This window comes from Thiocapsa marina 5811 (assembly GCF_000223985.1).
GTDB lineage: Bacteria > Pseudomonadota > Gammaproteobacteria > Chromatiales > Chromatiaceae > Thiocapsa > Thiocapsa marina.
Window position 1 is genome coordinate 1 of record NZ_AFWV01000031.1, and the last position, 16,497, is coordinate 16,497.

Genomic DNA, 16,497 nt, shown 5'->3' on the forward strand with positions numbered 1-16,497 from the left:
CGACAACGTCGGCGTGCTGCTGCGCGGCACCAAGCGTGAAGACGTGGAGCGCGGCCAGGTGTTGGCCAAGCCCAAGTCGATCAACCCGCACACCCATTTCGAAGCCGAGGTGTACGTGCTGAGCAAGGAAGAGGGCGGACGTCACACCCCGTTCTTCAACGGCTACCGTCCGCAGTTCTACTTCCGCACCACCGACGTGACCGGCGCCTGCGAGCTGCCCGAGGGCATCGAGATGGTGATGCCCGGGGACAACGTAAAGATGACGATCAAGCTGATTGCGCCGATCGCCATGGAAGAAGGGTTGCGCTTTGCAGTGCGCGAAGGCGGCCGCACCGTCGGTGCCGGCGTCGTCGCGAAGATCATCGAGTAATACGGGTCGTCGCGGTTCGCAGGGCAGTGCTGATGGGCCTGCCCGCCGGATTCCGCGATCGGTCCTGATTGTCTTAGGCCAGTAGCTCAATTGGCAGAGCAGCGGTCTCCAAAACCGCAGGTTGGGGGTTCGAGTCCCTCCTGGCCTGCCATACAACCCATCGCTCCGTTTAATTTATCGCTCAGGCGACACCCGATCTCATGAATTCACGTGCAGAGGCCCGAGGGGCCGGCTTGGACACCGCCAAGCTGGCAATCGCCGCGTTGTTGCTGGTTGGCGGCATCTTCGCCTTCTATTTTTTCGAGGGCTTTTCGGTTCTGCTTCGCGTGATCGGACTGTTGCTGATCAGCGGTGGTGCCGCGGCGGTCGCGTTACAGACCGAGCGCGGTCGGGCCTTGTGGCAGTTCGTGTCCGACGCACGCATGGAGGTTCGGAAGGTCGTCTGGCCCTCGCGTCAAGAGACCCTGCAGACGACGTTGATTGTCATCGTGATGGTGCTGATCGTGGGCGTCATCCTCTGGCTCTTCGACATGATGCTGATGGCGATTCTCAGGTTCCTGACCGGTCAGGGGGGCTGAGCATGTCCAAGCGATGGTATGTCATTCATGCCTACTCGGGATTCGAGGGGCAGGTCAAGCGCTCGCTCGAAGATCGCGTCAAGCGCGCCGGGCTGGAGGATCTGTTCGGCTTGATCCTCGTGCCGACCGAGGAAGTGGTCGAGATGCGTGCCGGCCAGCAACGCAAGAGCGAGCGTAAATTCTTTCCCGGTTATGTCCTGGTACAGATGGAGATGACCGACGAGACCTGGCACCTCGTCAAGAGTGTCCCGAAGGTCATGGGCTTTATCGGCGGTACCGGGGATCGTCCGGCGCCGATCCCGGACTCCCAGGCCGATGCCATCCTCGTGCGTCTGCAGGAAGGCGGCGAAAAACCGAGACCGAAGGTGCTGTACGAGCCGGGCGAGGTCGTCCGTGTCGTCGATGGCCCCTTTACGGACTTCAACGGCGTCGTCGAGGACGTGGATTACGACAAGAGCCGCGTGAAGGTTTCGGTCCTTATTTTCGGGCGCTCGACCCCTGTCGATCTCGAGTTCGCGCAGGTCGAGAAGGCCTGAGCCGCGAGCTGCGGACCATCGCGGGTGTCTTGACGCCAAGCCCCGTTTACTGCCGTCGCCGTTCGTGCGGCGACGATACCGAGTCCCCGTGAGGGACCTTTGTCGGGGGAGCCGAGACTCGATCTGCGGCGTCAGCACCCCACTGGAGAGAAACCATGGCGAAAAAGATCAACGCCTATATCAAGCTGCAGGTCAAGGCCGGCGAGGCGACTCCCAGTCCGCCCGTGGGTCCTGCGCTTGGTCAGCACGGCGTCAATATCATGGAGTTCTGCAAAACGTTCAATGCGCGTACGCAGGAGCTCGAGAAGGGGATGCCGATCCCGGTCGTGATCACGGTTTATTCCGACCGCAGCTTTACCTTCATCACCAAGACTCCGCCGGCTTCCATCCTGCTTAAAAAGGTGATGGGAATCCAGAAGGGCAGCCCGAATCCGAACACCAACAAGATCGGTGTGGTGACGCGCGAGCAGCTCGAGCAGGTCGCCACCGCGAAGATGCCCGATCTGACCGCTGCGGATATGGATGCGGCTGTTCGCACCATCGCGGGCAGTGCCCGTGCGATGGGGCTCGATGTCGAGGGGGTGAACTGATGGCACGTCTATCCAAGCGCATGCGCGCAATCCAAGAGCGCGTCGAGCGCGGCAGGCTCTATCCGGCGGAAGAGGCGTTCTCGCTCCTCAAAGAGCTGTCCCGGATCAAATTCTCGGAAAGCGTCGACGTCGCCGTGAATCTCGGAGTCGACCCGCGTAAATCCGATCAGGTCGTGCGCGGCTCGACCGTTCTGCCGCACGGCATCGGCAAGACCGTCCGGGTGGCCGTGTTTGCCCAGGGTGCGTCCGCGGATGCGGCGACCGAGGCCGGTGCCGATCGCGTGGGTTTCGATGATCTCGCCGAGGACATCAAGGCCGGCAAGCTCGATTTCGACGTCGTGATCGCCTCACCGGATGCGATGCGTCTGGTCGGACAGCTCGGCAAGATTCTCGGCCCCCGCGGGTTGATGCCGAACCCGAAGGTCGGCACCGTGACGCCCGATGTCGCCGAGGCGGTTCGCAACGCGAAGGCCGGGCAGGTGCGCTACCGCACGGACAAGGCCGGCATCATCCATTGCCCGCTCGGCAAGGCCGATTTCGAGCCCGTGAAACTGCGGGAGAATCTCGAAGCCCTGCTGGCGAATCTGATGAGATCCAAGCCGAGCAGCTCCAAAGGCGTCTATATGCGCAAGGTCACGGTCTCGACGACGATGGGTCCGGGCCTGACCGTCGATCACGCGGGGCTCAGTTTCTAAGTCGCTTCCGGAGCGATGTTTGATGGCGCGGGGCTTGTACCCGCGACTCGAGGTCTTCTTTGGGGCCCCGGCCGATGCCGGGGACCGTCAAAGACCGCAGGTGTCTTCCGCCCGATAAGGATTCGGCGCTGTGGACTTAATGGCTTGCCTGCCTGCGCAGACGGTGCTCCCGAATCAGTCGTTTTGCTGGTGAAGGTGCACATGATCGCCCGAGAGTGCGCGCTGGATGCGCGTCCTCGACGGCTCCGGCTCAGGCCGGGTTTACCGACAAGAGGTGACGAACATGGCGCTCAGTTTTGCGCAAAAAGAAATCATCGTCGCCGAGGTCGCGGAAGTCGCCAAAGGTGCCCATTCGGCCGTCGGGGCCGAGTATCGGGGCTTGACCGTGGAACAGATGACACGGCTTCGCGTGGAAGCACGCAAGGCCGGCGTCTATGTCCGCGTGGTCAAGAACACCTTGGCCCGACGTGCGTTGCAGGATACGGATTTTGCGTGCATGAGCGAGGGGCTGAAAGGCCCGTTGGTTCTCGCCTTCTCGCAGGAAGATCCCGGTTCGGCCGCGCGCGTCATGGAAGCCTTTGCAAAGGACCACAACAAGGTCGAGGTGCGTCTGGTCGCCCTCGGAGGCAAGCTGCTTGATCCCTCGGAGCTCGGCAATCTCGCCAAGATGCCGACCCGCGATCAGGCGATCAGCTTGCTCATGGCCGTGATGAAGGCGCCCGTGCAGAAGCTTGCAGCGACGATCAACGAGGTGCCGGGCAAATTGGTCCGCACCATCGCCGCGATTCGCGACGCGAAAGAGGCCGCTTAGGCGGCCGCGTTCACCAGCAATTCCATTTTAGAGATATCTCAGGAGCTCACCATGGCCGTCTCCAAAGACGAGATCCTTGAAGCAATCGGCAACATGACCGTGTTGGAGGTCGTCGACCTCATCAGCGCGATGGAAGAGAAATTCGGCGTGACCGCGGCTGCCGCCGTGGCTGCCCCGGCTGCAGGTGCCGGCGTTGAAGCCGCGCCTGCCGAAGAGCAGACCGAGTTCGACGTCATCCTGGCGTCGTTCGGTGCCAATAAGGTCGCGGTCATCAAGGCCGTGCGGTCCCTGACCGGCCTCGGTCTGAAGGAAGCGAAGGACGCCGTCGAAGGCGCGCCGACGACCTTGAAGGAAGCCGTTTCCAAGGGCGAGGCCGAAGAGGCCAAGAAGCTCCTCGAAGAGGCTGGTGCCACGGTCGAAGTGAAGTAACGGCGCATTGCGTCGAACTTGCCTTCGGTGGGACCTTCGGGCTGGCGGCGAGTAGCCGCCGGCCTTTCGCCGTTGGGTTTTGACGACCCGTGTCGACGATACCGGCTTGCCGGTCGCCCCGGTAACGGGGCGTCGTTGTCGATAAGGACCTGACCGCAGAGGTCCGACCCCGACGTCCGCGATCCGTTGCGGCGTCGACCCCCGTCCTGGACACAAGCACGTATTTCGAGGGAAAGGCATCATGGCCTATTCGTTCACCGAAAAAAAGCGCATTCGTAAAGACTTCGGCAAGCGTCCGAGCATCCTGGACGTGCCTTTCCTGTTGGCGACGCAGATCGATTCCTATCGCGAGTTCCTTCAGGCCGATCGGCCGATCGGGGACCGCCGCGACGTCGGTCTGCATGCGGCCTTCAAGACCGTCTTTCCGATCGAGAGCTACTCGGGCAACGCCGTTCTCGAATACGTGAAATATAGGCTCGGCGAGCCGGTGTTCGACGAGCGCGAGTGTCATCTGCGCGGTGCGACCTTCGCCGCACCGCTGCGCGTCCTGTTGCGCCTGGTGATCTACGATCGCGACGCACCTGCCGGCTCGAAGGTCATCAAGGACGTACGCGAGCAAGAGGTCTACATGGGCGAGTTGCCGCTCATGACGGGCACCGGCACCTTCATCATCAACGGTACCGAGCGCGTGATCGTCTCGCAGCTGCACCGTTCACCCGGTGTCTTCTTCGATCACGATAAGGGCAAGACCCACTCCTCGGGCAAGCTGCTCTTCTCTGCGCGGGTGATCCCGTACCGTGGATCCTGGCTCGATTTCGAGTTCGATCCCAAAGACAACGTCTTCGTGCGCATCGACCGTCGCCGCAAGCTGCCGGCCACCATCCTGCTGCGCGCGTTGGGCTACGGCGTCGAGGATATCCTCGAGCGCTTCTTCGAGACCGATACCTTCCGGATTCGGGACCGCTCCGTGACGCTTGATCTCGTCCCGGAACGCCTCCGCGGCGAGACCGTCGGGTTCGACGTCATGCTCGGCGACGAGCTGTTGGTGGAGTCCGGGCGTCGTGTCACCGCGCGGCACATCCGCGAGCTTCAGAAGGCCGGCGTCGAACGCCTCGACGTCCCCGCCGACTTCCTCGTCGGTCGTGTCTTGGCCCATCCCCAGATCGACACCGAGACCGGCGAGCTGATTGCCGATGCGAATGCCGAGATCACACCCGAGCTGCTCGAAACCATCTTCGAGAAGGGGATCGAAACGCTCGAGACGCTCTTCGTCAACGACCTGGATCACGGGCCCTACATCTCCGAGACCCTGCGCATCGATCCGAGCACCAACGATCTGGAGGCGCAGGTCGAGATCTATCGCATGATGCGACCGGGCGAGCCGCCGACCAAGGAAGCGGCCCAGAACCTGTTCCACAACCTCTTCTTTACCCCGGATCGCTACGATCTCTCCGCCGTGGGGCGGATGAAGTTCAATCGCCGTCTCGGGCGGGTGTCCGAGGAAGGTCCCGGCGTGATCTACGACGGGCGCTATTTCAGCGGCCGCAACGACGAGCTCTCCAAGCGGCTCCATCAGGAGCATGGCGAGACCTCAGACATCATCGATGCACTGAAGGTGCTGGTGGAGCTGCGCAACGGTCGCGGCAGCGTCGACGATATCGACCACCTGGGCAATCGGCGCATTCGCTGTGTCGGCGAGATGGCCGAGAACCAATTCCGTGTGGGTCTGGTGCGGGTGGAGCGCGCGGTCAAGGAGCGCCTGTCGCTGGCCGAGTCCGAGGGCCTCATGCCGCAGGAGCTGATCAACGCCAAGCCGGTCTCGGCCGCGATCAAGGAGTTCTTCGGCTCCAGCCAGCTCTCGCAGTTCATGGACCAGAACAACCCGCTGTCCGAAGTCACCCACAAGCGACGTGTCTCCGCACTCGGCCCGGGCGGTCTAGCCCGCGAGCGCGCCGGGTTCGAGGTGCGCGACGTGCACCCGACGCATTACGGTCGCGTCTGCCCGATCGAGACCCCTGAAGGCCCGAACATCGGTCTGATCAACTCCTTGGCCGTCTATGCACGGACCAACTCCTATGGCTTCCTGGAAACCCCCTATCGGAAGGTGGAAGGCGGCCGGGTGACCATGGACATTCAGTACCTGTCCGCGATCGAGGAAGGCAACTTCGTGATCGCACAGGCCAACGCCACGCTCGACGACGATGGTCATCTGACCGATGCCCTGGTGTCCTGCCGGCATGCCAACGAGTTCACGATGCGTGCGCCCGAGGAGGTCCAGTTCATGGACGTCTCGCCGCGTCAGATCGTCTCGGTGGCGGCGTCCCTGATCCCCTTCCTCGAGCACGACGACGCCAACCGCGCATTGATGGGCTCGAACATGCAGCGTCAGGCGGTCCCGACCCTGCGTGCCGAGAAGCCGCTGATCGGCACCGGCATGGAGCGCGTGGTGGCCAAGGATTCGGGTGTCTGCGTCGTGGCGCGTCGCGGCGGTGCCATCGAGTCGGTCGATGCCGCGCGCATCGTGGTGCGGGTCAACGACGAGGAGGCCGTCCCCGGCGTCCCCGGCGTGGACATCTACAACCTCACCAAGTACACGCGGTCCAATCAGAACACCTGTATCAACCAGCGTCCGCTGGTCAAGCCGGGCGATGTCGTCGCGGTGGACGACGTGCTTGCCGACGGGCCTTCCACGGACATGGGCGAGCTGGCCCTCGGGCAGAACCTGCGGGTCGCCTTCATGCCCTGGAACGGCTACAACTTCGAGGACTCGATCCTGCTCTCCGAGCGTCTGGTGCAGGAAGATCGCTTCACCAGCATCCATATCGAGGAGCTCGCCTGTCTGGCGCGCGACACCAAGTTGGGGCCGGAAGAGATCACCAGCGATATCCCCAACGTCGGCGAGTCGGCGCTGGCCAAGCTCGACGAGTCGGGTATCGTCTATGTCGGTGCGGAGGTGCGCGACGGCGACATTCTGGTCGGCAAGGTCACGCCCAAGGGCGAGACCCAGTTGACGCCCGAGGAGAAGCTGCTGCGTGCGATCTTCGGCGAGAAGGCGTCCGACGTGAAGGACACCTCGCTGCGCCTGCCCTCCGGGATGAGCGGCACCGTCGTCGACGTGCAGGTCTTCACCCGCGACGGGGTCGACAAGGACAAGCGTGCCCTCCAGATCGAAGAGATGGAGCTCGACCGTGTGCGCAAGGACTTTGCGGACCAACAGCGCATCATGGAAAACGACACCTTCCAGCGCGTTGAGCGACTGCTGGTGGGCAAGGTCGCCGACGGGGGTCCGCGCAATCTGGCCCCCGGGGCAAAAATCACCAAGGCGTATCTGCAGGAGCTTGCATCCAACGGCTCGCGCGATCAGTGGCTCGAGATCCGGATGCGTGGCGAGGAGATCGCGACCCAGCTCGAAGCCGTCGCGGCGCAGATCAAGCAGCAGCGGGAGGAATTCCGTGATCGCTACGAGGTCAAGAAGCGCAAGATCTCGAGCGGCGACGATCTGGCGCCGGGCGTGCTCAAGATGGTTAAGGTGTACGTGGCCGTGAAGCGGCGCGTCCAGCCCGGCGACAAGATGGCCGGGCGCCACGGCAACAAGGGCGTCATCTCCAAGGTGGTGCCGGTCGAGGACATGCCCTTCTCGGCGGACGGCGAGCCGGTCGACATCGTCCTGAACCCGCTCGGCGTGCCCTCGCGCATGAACGTCGGGCAGGTGCTCGAGACCCATCTGGGCTGGGCGGCCAACGGGCTCGGCGTGAAGATCGAGAAGATGCTCCGGGCGCACACGGCGGTCGCCGAGCTGCGCGCCTTCCTCGAGAAGGTCTACAACACCAGCGGCAAGCGCGAGGATCTCGATAGCTTCACCGACGAGGAGATCCTCGAGCTGGCGCGTCACCTCACGCGGGGCGTCCCGCTGGCGACACCGGTGTTCGACGGCGCGACCGAGGAGGAGATCCGGGCGTTGCTCAAGCTCGCCGATCGCGACAACTCGGAGCAGGGGATCCCGAGCGGCCAGACCCAGCTCTACGACGGGCGCACCGGCGATCCCTTCGAGCGTCCTGTCACCGTCGGCTATATGTACATCATCAAGCTGAACCACTTGGTCGACGACAAGATGCACGCGCGTTCCACCGGCCCTTACAGCCTGGTCACCCAGCAGCCGTTGGGCGGCAAGGCGCAGTTCGGCGGGCAGCGTTTCGGCGAGATGGAGGTCTGGGCGCTGGAGGCTTACGGCGCGGCCTACACCCTGCAGGAGATGCTCACGGTGAAGTCCGACGATGTGAACGGCCGCACCAAGATGTACAAGAACATCGTGGACGGCGACCATCGGATGGAGGCGGGTATGCCCGAGTCGTTCAACGTGTTGGTGAAGGAGATTCGGTCGCTGGCGATCAACGTCGAGCTCCAGCAGGACTGAACCGCGTCCGGAGGGGTTTGCGAGGATTGAGCCCCGGCGCGGCCGAATCGCAATCAACGCGCGTCGGCGCGACGCGGTTCAGGAGCTTTGTTTTATTGTTCTGAACCGCGTCGACTGCGTCGTTTGTGGAGACTCTCGAGCCCGAGTCACGACGACGATCTTGCATGTCGTACCGGACGCGGTTCAGTTTTTAGCCCTTGGCCTCGAGCGCCTGGCTCCGTTTTCGAGCGGATCCTCGGCGGTCGGCCGATCGCTGATCATCGTCATTGTAGGCAGGAGATAAGATCTTGAAAGATCTACTTAAAATCATCAAGCAGCAGGGTCAGGCACTGGAATTCGACGCGATCAAGATCGGACTCGCCTCTCCCGAGATGATCCGTTCCTGGTCCTACGGCGAGGTCAAGAAGCCGGAGACAATCAACTACCGGACCTTCAAGCCCGAACGCGACGGGCTGTTCTGTGCCAAGATCTTCGGACCGATCACGGACTACGAGTGCATCTGCGGCAAGTACAAGCGCTTGAAGCACCGCGGTGTCGTCTGCGAGAAGTGCGGCGTGGAGGTCACGCTGGCCAAGGTCCGGCGCGAGCGCATGGGCCATATCGATCTGGCGAGTCCGGTCGCGCACATCTGGTTCTTGAAATCCCTGCCGTCGCGCATCGGCCTGCTGCTCGATATGACGCTGCGCGACATCGAGCGCATCCTCTATTTCGAGTCCTTCGTGGTGGTGGATCCGGGCCTCGTGGTCGATCTCGAGCGCGGCCAGCTGCTCAACGACGAGCAGTACCTGGAAGCCTTGGAGGCGAACGGCGACGAGTTCGACGCGCGCATGGGCGCCGAAGCGGTCTACGAGCTGCTGCGCACCATCAAGATGGAGGACGAGGTCCGGCGCATGCGCGAGGAGATCGAGACCACCAACTCCGAGACCAAGATCAAGAAGCTCTCCAAGCGCCTGAAGCTCATGGAATCGCTGATGGCCTCGGGCAATCGTCCGGAGTGGATGATCCTCACGGTTCTGCCGGTCCTGCCGCCCGAGCTGCGTCCCCTGGTGCCGCTGGACGGCGGTCGTTTCGCGACCTCGGATCTGAACGACCTCTATCGTCGTGTCATCAACCGCAACAACCGTCTCAAGCGTTTGCTCGACCTGGTCGCGCCCGACATCATCGTGCGCAACGAGAAGCGCATGCTGCAGGAGTCGGTCGATGCGCTGCTCGACAACGGGCGGCGTGGGCGCGCGATCACGGGCACCAACAAGCGTCCGCTCAAATCCCTGGCCGACATGATCAAGGGTAAGCAGGGGCGGTTCCGTCAGAACCTGCTCGGCAAGCGTGTCGACTACTCGGGACGCTCGGTCATCGTGGTCGGCCCGACCTTGATGCTGCACCAATGCGGTCTGCCCAAGCGCATGGCCCTGGAGCTCTTCAAGCCCTTCATCTTCAGCAAGCTGCAGTTGCGCGGCCTGGCGGCGACCATCAAGGCCGCCAAGAAGATGGTCGAGCGCGGAACGCCGGAGGTGTGGGACATCCTCGACGAGGTCATCCGCGAGCATCCGGTGATGCTCAACCGCGCACCGACACTGCATCGACTCGGCATTCAGGCCTTCGAGCCGGTCCTGATCGAGGGGAAGGCCATCCAGCTTCACCCGCTGGTCTGTACCGCCTTCAATGCGGACTTCGACGGTGACCAGATGGCCGTGCACGTGCCGCTGTCGCTCGAGGCGCAGCTCGAAGCGCGTGCGCTCATGATGGCCTCCAACAACATCCTGTCTCCGGCCAACGGCGAGCCGATCATCGTACCCTCGCAGGACGTGGTGCTCGGGCTCTATTACATGACCCGCGAGCGCGTCAACGCCAAGGGCGAGGGCAGCGTCTTCTCCGACATCGACGAGGCTCGGCGGGCCTACGAGACCGGCCAGGCGGATCTACACGCGCGCTGCAAGGTGCGCATCCGCGAGGTGATCAAGCACAAGGACGGCTCGATGCACGAGAACACGGCGATCCGGGAGACCACCCTGGGTCGTGCCCTGGTGTTCGCAATCGTGCCCGACGGCCTGCCCTACGAACTGGTCGACCGTGCGCTCGGCAAGAAACAGATCTCGCGCTTGATCAATATCTGTTATCGCCAGCTCGGTCTGAAGGAGACCGTGGTCTTTGCCGACCAGGTCATGTACATGGGCTTCCGCATGGCGACCCGCTCCGGCGTCTCGATCGGTCTCGAAGACATGGCCGTCCCGGAAGAGAAGGCGGGGATCCTCGCGGCCGCGGAGAAGGAGGTCAAGGAGATCCAGGACCAATATGCGTCCGGTCTCGTGACCAACGGCGAGCGCTACAACAAGGTCGTCGACATCTGGTCGCACACCAACGATCGCGTCGCCAAGTCCATGATGAGCAAGCTCGGAAAGGACAGCGTCATCGATCGCGAAGGCAACGAGGTGACGCAGGACTCCTTTAATTCCATCTACATGATGGCAGACTCCGGCGCTCGCGGCTCGGCGGCACAGATCCGGCAGCTCGCCGGCATGCGCGGCCTTATGGCCAAGCCGGACGGCTCCATCATCGAGACGCCGATCACCGCGAACTTCCGCGAGGGTCTGAACGTTATCCAGTACTTCATCTCCACGCACGGTGCGCGCAAGGGTCTGGCCGATACGGCGTTGAAGACCGCCAACTCGGGTTACCTGACTCGGCGCTTGGTCGACGTGGCGCAGGACATGGTGGTGCTCGAGGAAGACTGCGGCACCGAGGGCGGGCTGATCATGACGCCCATCATCGAAGGCGGCGACGTGGTCGAGCCCTTGCGCGAGCGCATCCTCGGGCGCGTGGCTGCCGTGGATGTCTACCGCCCCGGAACCGAGGAGCTGGTCTGCGAAGCGGGCACCCTGCTCGACGAGTCGTGGGTGGAGCGCTTCGAGGCCATCGGTATCGATCAGGTCCGCGTGCGCTCGCCGATCACCTGCGAGTCGCGGCTCGGTGTCTGCGCCCAATGCTACGGACGCGATCTGGCGCGCGGGCATCGCGTGAACCTCGGCGAGGCGGTGGGTGTCATCGCCGCTCAGTCGATCGGCGAGCCCGGCACGCAGCTGACCATGCGCACCTTCCACATCGGTGGCGCGGCATCGCGGGCCGCAGCGGTCAACAGCATCGACATCAAGAACGCCGGTTCGGTGCGTCTGCACAACATCAAGGTGGTCGAGCATCACTCGGGCAAGAACCTGGTCGCCGTCTCGCGCTCCGGTGAGCTCACCGTCGTCGACGATCGCGGCCTCGAGAAGGAACGCTACAAGGTGCCCTACGGCGCCAGTCTGCGCGCGGCCGACGGCGACCCCGTGAAACCGGGCGACGTCGTGGCCAACTGGGATCCGCATACCCATCCGGTCGTCACCGAGGTGGCCGGAAAGCTCGCCTTCGAGGACTTTATCGAGGGCGTGACGGTGCAGGGCCAGGTCGACGACGTCACGGGTCTGACCTCGCGCGTGGTTATCGATCCGAAGCAGCGGCCGTCATCGGGCAAAGACCTGCGCCCCATGGTGAAGCTGCTCGGAGAGGACGGGACCGAGCTCAAGATCGCGGGTACCGATCTCCCGGCGCGTTACTTCCTGCCCGCGGGCGCCATCGTCGGCGTCGAGGACGGGGCGAACGTGGGTGTCGGCGACATCCTGGCGCGTATTCCGCAGGAGTCGAGTAAGACGCGCGACATCACCGGCGGTCTGCCGCGGGTTGCGGACCTGTTCGAGGCCCGCAAGCCGAAAGAGGCGGCCTTGCTCGCCGAGGCCAGCGGGACGATCGGTTTCGGCAAGGACACCAAGGGTAAACAGCGCCTCGTCATCACCATGGACGACGGCGAGACGGTCGAAGAGCTGATCCCGAAGTGGCGCAACGTCAACGTGTTCGAGGGCGAGCGTGTGGAGCGGGGCGAGGTCATCGCCGACGGCGAGCTGGCCTCCCACGACATCCTGCGTCTGAAGGGCGTCACCGCCTTGGCCGAATACCTCGTGAAGGAGATTCAGGACGTCTACCGGTTGCAGGGCGTGAAGATCAACGACAAGCATATCGAGGTGATCGTTCGCCAGATGCTGCGCAAGGTCGAGGTCACCTCCGCCGGAGATACCCGTCTGCTGCGCGGCGAGCAGGCCGAGCATGCGGTCCTGATGGACGAGAACAAGCGGGTCATGGCCGAAGGCAAGCAACCCGCGCTCTATGAGCCTCTGCTGCTCGGCATCACCAAGGCGTCGCTTGCGACCGAGTCGTTCATCTCGGCCGCGTCCTTCCAGGAGACGACCCGCGTCCTGACGGAGGCGGCGGTGCGCGGCTCCACCGATCGGCTTGCCGGTCTGAAGGAGAATGTGATCGTGGGCCGCCTGATCCCGGCCGGAACAGGGCTTGCGCATCATCAAGAGCGGCGCCGGCAGCGTCAGATGGAGCTTTCGGGCTCCGGGAAGGTCGAGATGGCAACCGAGGAGCTCGAAGAGGCATTGAAGAAGGCACTCAACACCTCCGAAGCAGGTTGAGTTTCCGCAGTACGCCGGCTCGGGGTGCTGCTTCGAGGCCTCCGAAGCCGTCGTGCTTCACGCGATTCCTCGCGCACCCGCTTCTTGAGCAGAGAGAGTGGCGAGTCGGTTGACACCGGCGGCCCTCCTCCCTATACTGCTCGGTCTCAGCTAGACGGCTCCTCGCCGTCTAGCCTCTTTTTTTCTAGGTCTGGTTCCTTGGTCTGGGCATCCATCCGCCCGGTCCCCGAGTCGATCGATCGCATATGTGCGGCGGCGCCGTCTTAATCCAGTCGGCCTGCGGTTGCGCAAGAGTGATTTTACGCTTGTGTTTTCGGCGCCCTTGCGCCTCTGGAGACTGATTGCATGGCAACGATCAACCAACTCGTGCGCAAGCCCCGCAAGCGTGTCGTGGCGAAGAGCACCGTACCAGCCCTCGAGGCGTGCCCTCAGCGTCGCGGCGTCTGCACGCGGGTCTATACCACGACCCCGAAGAAGCCGAACTCGGCGTTGCGTAAGGTCGCTCGCGTTCGGTTGACCAACGGTTACGAGGTCGCCTCGTATATTGGCGGCGAAGGGCACAACCTCCAAGAGCACTCGGTGGTGCTGATTCGCGGCGGGCGTGTCAAAGACCTTCCCGGTGTGCGCTATCACACCGTTCGCGGCACGCTGGATACCTCGGGTGTCGAGAAGCGGCGTCAGGGTCGCTCCAAATACGGTGCCAAGCGTCCCAAGAAGTGATCCGGCCGCACAAGCCATACGGCCGCGAGCACCGGCCAGCCTAATCGAGTGAAATCGGAGTCTAAACCACTATGCCGAGAAGACGCGTTGCCGCCCGTCGCCAGATCCTTCCCGATCCGAAGCACGGAAGCGAGCTCCTGACCAAGTTCATCAACATGATGATGGAAGACGGCAAGAAGTCCGTCGCCGAGCGGATTATCTATACCGCACTTGATCAGGTTACCGAGAAGAAAGGCGGTCGTCCGGTCGAGCTCCTCGAGCAGGCGATGGACAATGTGCGTCCGGCGGTCGAGGTCAAGTCCCGGCGCGTCGGCGGCGCGACCTATCAGGTTCCGGTAGAGGTGCGCTCCACTCGACGCAACTCGCTGGCGATGCGTTGGATTATCGATGCTGCGCGCAAGCGCTCCGAGAAGTCCATGGCATTGCGCCTGGCCGGCGAGCTGATGGACGCCGCGGATTCGCGCGGTTCCGCGGTCAAGAAGAAAGAAGATACGCATCGGATGGCCGAAGCAAACAAGGCCTTCTCGCACTATCGCTGGTAACAGCGTAGACCGAGTTTCATTCAATCAGGGCGGATACAGTCGTGGCACGTAGCACCCCAATCGAGCGGTATCGAAATCTCGGCATCATGGCGCATATCGATGCCGGCAAGACAACGACCACCGAGCGCGTTCTCTTCTATACGGGTGTCTCGCACAAGTTGGGCGAAGTGCACGACGGCGCCGCGACCATGGATTGGATGGAGCAGGAGCAAGAGCGCGGGATCACCATTACCTCCGCTGCGACGACCTGTTTCTGGAAGGGAATGAGTCGCGAGCGTCCCGAGCATCGGATCAACATTATCGACACGCCCGGACACGTGGACTTCACGATCGAAGTCGAGCGGTCGCTGCGTGTGCTCGATGGTGCCTGCGCGGTCTTTTGTGCCGTCGGCGGCGTCGAGCCCCAGTCGGAAACCGTGTGGCGTCAGGCCGACAAGTACGGCGTGCCGCGGATCGCGTTCGTGAACAAGATGGATCGCATGGGCGCGAACTTCTTTCGCGTCGTGCAGCAGGTCAAGGACCGCCTCGGCGGCAATGCTGTTCCGATCCAGGTACCGATCGGTGCGGAAGAAGACTTCAAGGGCGTGGTCGACCTCGTCAAGATGAAGGCCGTCTACTGGGACGAGGCGTCCCGCGGCATGGAATACGAGCTGCGCGACATCCCCGAAGATCTCCAGGATCTTTGCGAGGAATGGCGCGAGCACATGGTCGAGGCCGCCGCCGAGGCCAACGAAGAGTTGATGGAGAAATATCTCGAAGGGCAAGCCTTGACCGAGGCCGAGATCATGGCCGGTCTGCGTGCCCGCACGCTCAAGAGCGAAGTCGTCCCCATGATGTGTGGCTCGGCCTTCAAGAACAAGGGCGTGCAGGCGATGCTGGATGCGGTCATCGACTACATGCCGTCGCCTGTCGACGTGCCGGCCATCAAGGGCATTCTGGACGACAAGGACGAGTCCGAAGGCGAACGTCCGGCATCCGACGACGCGCCGTTTGCCGCGCTGGCGTTCAAGATCGCGACGGACCCCTTTGTCGGCACGCTGACCTTCTTCCGTGCCTATTCGGGCGTGCTCAAGTCCGGGGATACCATCTATAACCCGGTCAAGCACAAGAAAGAGCGTATCGGTCGTATCCTGCAGATGCACGCCAACGAGCGCCAGGAGATCAAGGAAGTCCATGCCGGCGACATCGCCGCAGCGGTCGGACTGAAGGACGTCACGACCGGCGACACCCTCTGCGATCTCGGCAACGTCATCACGCTCGAGCGCATGGAGTTTCCCGAGCCGGTCATCTCGGTTGCGGTGGAGCCCAAAACGAAGAGCGACCAGGAGAAGATGGGCGTCGCGCTCTCGAAGCTGGCCCAGGAGGATCCGTCCTTCCGTGTCCACACCGACGAGGAGTCCGGCCAGACCATTATCTCGGGGATGGGCGAACTGCATCTCGAGATCATCGTCGATCGGATGCGTCGCGAGTTCAAGGTCGAGGCCAACGTCGGTGCGCCGCAGGTCAGCTACCGCGAGACGATCCGCAAGTCGGTCGAGCAAGAGACCAAGTTCGCGCGTCAGTCCGGCGGTCGTGGCCAATACGGTCATGTCTATCTCCGAATCGAGCCGCAAGAGGCGGGTGTCGGTTATGAGTTCGTCAACGCCATCGTCGGCGGGACGGTCCCGAAGGAATACATTCCTGCGGTCGACAAAGGCATTCAGGAGGCCATGAAGAACGGTATTCTGGCCGGCTTCCCGATGGTGGATATCAAGGTCACGCTCTACGACGGCTCCTACCACGAGGTCGATTCGAGCGAAATGGCGTTCAAGATCGCAGGCTCGATGGGAATCAAGGAAGGTGCAGCCAAGGCCAAGCCTGTTCTGCTCGAGCCCATCATGAAGGTCGAGGTCGTGACACCCGAAGAGAACATGGGCGATGTCATGGGCGATCTGAATAGTCGTCGCGGCATGATCCAGGGGATGGACGATGCGCCATCCGGGAAGATCATCCGTGCAGAGGTCCCCTTGTCCGAGATGTTCGGCTATGCGACGGACCTCCGGTCGGCCACCCAAGGGCGGGCGACCTACAGCATGGAGTTCTGTAAGTACAACGAAGTGCCCGCCAGCATTGCCGAAGCGGTCTCCAAGAAACAGTAACGAGCGACAGGGGTAGAGTGGGATGTCCAAAGCAAAATTCGAGCGCAGCAAGCCACACGTGAACGTCGGCACGATCGGTCACGTCGACCACGGCAAGCGACCTTGACGGCGGCGATCACGACCTACCAGGCGAAGCAATTCGGCGGTGAGGCGCGTGCCTACGACCAGA

Annotated in this window: 12 protein-coding genes, 1 tRNA gene and 1 pseudogene; all 14 read left to right on the forward strand. The window is 63.0% G+C overall.

From position 1 onward, the window contains the following. Positions 1-370, forward strand: a 370-nt coding sequence (locus THIMADRAFT_RS23675; RefSeq protein ID WP_007195673.1) for an EF-Tu C-terminal domain-related protein, incomplete at its 5' end; no start/stop codon positions are given. A gap of 75 nt (positions 371-445) precedes the next feature. Beyond that, positions 446-521 (forward strand) — tRNA-Trp (locus THIMADRAFT_RS23680). A 49-nt stretch (positions 522-570) separates the two neighbouring features. After that, complete coding sequence (secE, locus tag THIMADRAFT_RS23685) at positions 571-948, forward strand: preprotein translocase subunit SecE (protein WP_007195674.1); 378 nt, start codon at positions 571-573, stop codon at positions 946-948. A 2-nt stretch (positions 949-950) separates the two neighbouring features. Next, positions 951-1,484 carry a transcription termination/antitermination protein NusG gene (gene nusG / locus THIMADRAFT_RS23690; protein WP_007195675.1) on the forward strand — a complete coding sequence of 178 codons (534 nt, stop codon included), beginning with the start codon at positions 951-953 and terminating at the stop codon, positions 1,482-1,484. A 155-nt stretch (positions 1,485-1,639) separates the two neighbouring features. Beyond that, a complete protein-coding gene (gene rplK / locus THIMADRAFT_RS23695; RefSeq protein ID WP_007195676.1) occupies positions 1,640-2,074 on the forward strand; it encodes a 50S ribosomal protein L11 in 435 nt (144 codons plus the stop codon). After that, the gene (gene rplA, locus THIMADRAFT_RS23700) at positions 2,074-2,769 is read left to right on the forward strand and encodes a 50S ribosomal protein L1 (RefSeq protein WP_007195677.1); all 696 of its coding nucleotides are present in this window, start codon (positions 2,074-2,076) and stop codon (positions 2,767-2,769) included. The genes rplK and rplA overlap by 1 nt, the downstream gene beginning before the upstream one ends. A 283-nt stretch (positions 2,770-3,052) precedes the next feature. After that, positions 3,053-3,580, forward strand: coding sequence for a 50S ribosomal protein L10 (gene rplJ / locus THIMADRAFT_RS23705; protein ID WP_007195678.1), 528 nt, complete (start codon positions 3,053-3,055; stop codon positions 3,578-3,580). A 51-nt stretch (positions 3,581-3,631) separates the two neighbouring features. Further along, the gene (rplL, locus tag THIMADRAFT_RS23710; RefSeq protein ID WP_007195679.1) at positions 3,632-4,009 is read left to right on the forward strand and encodes a 50S ribosomal protein L7/L12; all 378 of its coding nucleotides are present in this window, start codon (positions 3,632-3,634) and stop codon (positions 4,007-4,009) included. 241 nt (positions 4,010-4,250) lie between these two features. Next, positions 4,251-8,423 (forward strand): DNA-directed RNA polymerase subunit beta, encoded by a 4,173-nt coding sequence (rpoB, locus tag THIMADRAFT_RS23715; RefSeq protein ID WP_007195680.1) that lies wholly within the window; start codon positions 4,251-4,253, stop codon positions 8,421-8,423. A gap of 287 nt (positions 8,424-8,710) precedes the next feature. After that, positions 8,711-12,928, forward strand: coding sequence for a DNA-directed RNA polymerase subunit beta' (gene rpoC / locus THIMADRAFT_RS23720; protein WP_007195681.1), 4,218 nt, complete (start codon positions 8,711-8,713; stop codon positions 12,926-12,928). A gap of 345 nt (positions 12,929-13,273) precedes the next feature. Then, positions 13,274-13,648: a 30S ribosomal protein S12 gene (gene rpsL, locus THIMADRAFT_RS23725; protein ID WP_007195682.1), complete on the forward strand. Its 375-nt coding sequence runs from the start codon at positions 13,274-13,276 to the stop codon at positions 13,646-13,648. Positions 13,649-13,719: 71 nt separating this feature from the next. Then, positions 13,720-14,190: a 30S ribosomal protein S7 gene (gene rpsG / locus THIMADRAFT_RS23730; RefSeq protein WP_007195683.1), complete on the forward strand. Its 471-nt coding sequence runs from the start codon at positions 13,720-13,722 to the stop codon at positions 14,188-14,190. Between the two features lie 41 nt (positions 14,191-14,231). Continuing rightward, entirely contained in the window at positions 14,232-16,328 is a 2,097-nt protein-coding gene (gene fusA / locus THIMADRAFT_RS23735) for an elongation factor G (RefSeq protein ID WP_007195684.1), read from the forward strand. Positions 16,329-16,350: 22 nt separating this feature from the next. Then, positions 16,351-16,497, forward strand: a pseudogene (locus THIMADRAFT_RS26200) (GTP-binding protein); the annotation flags it as partial.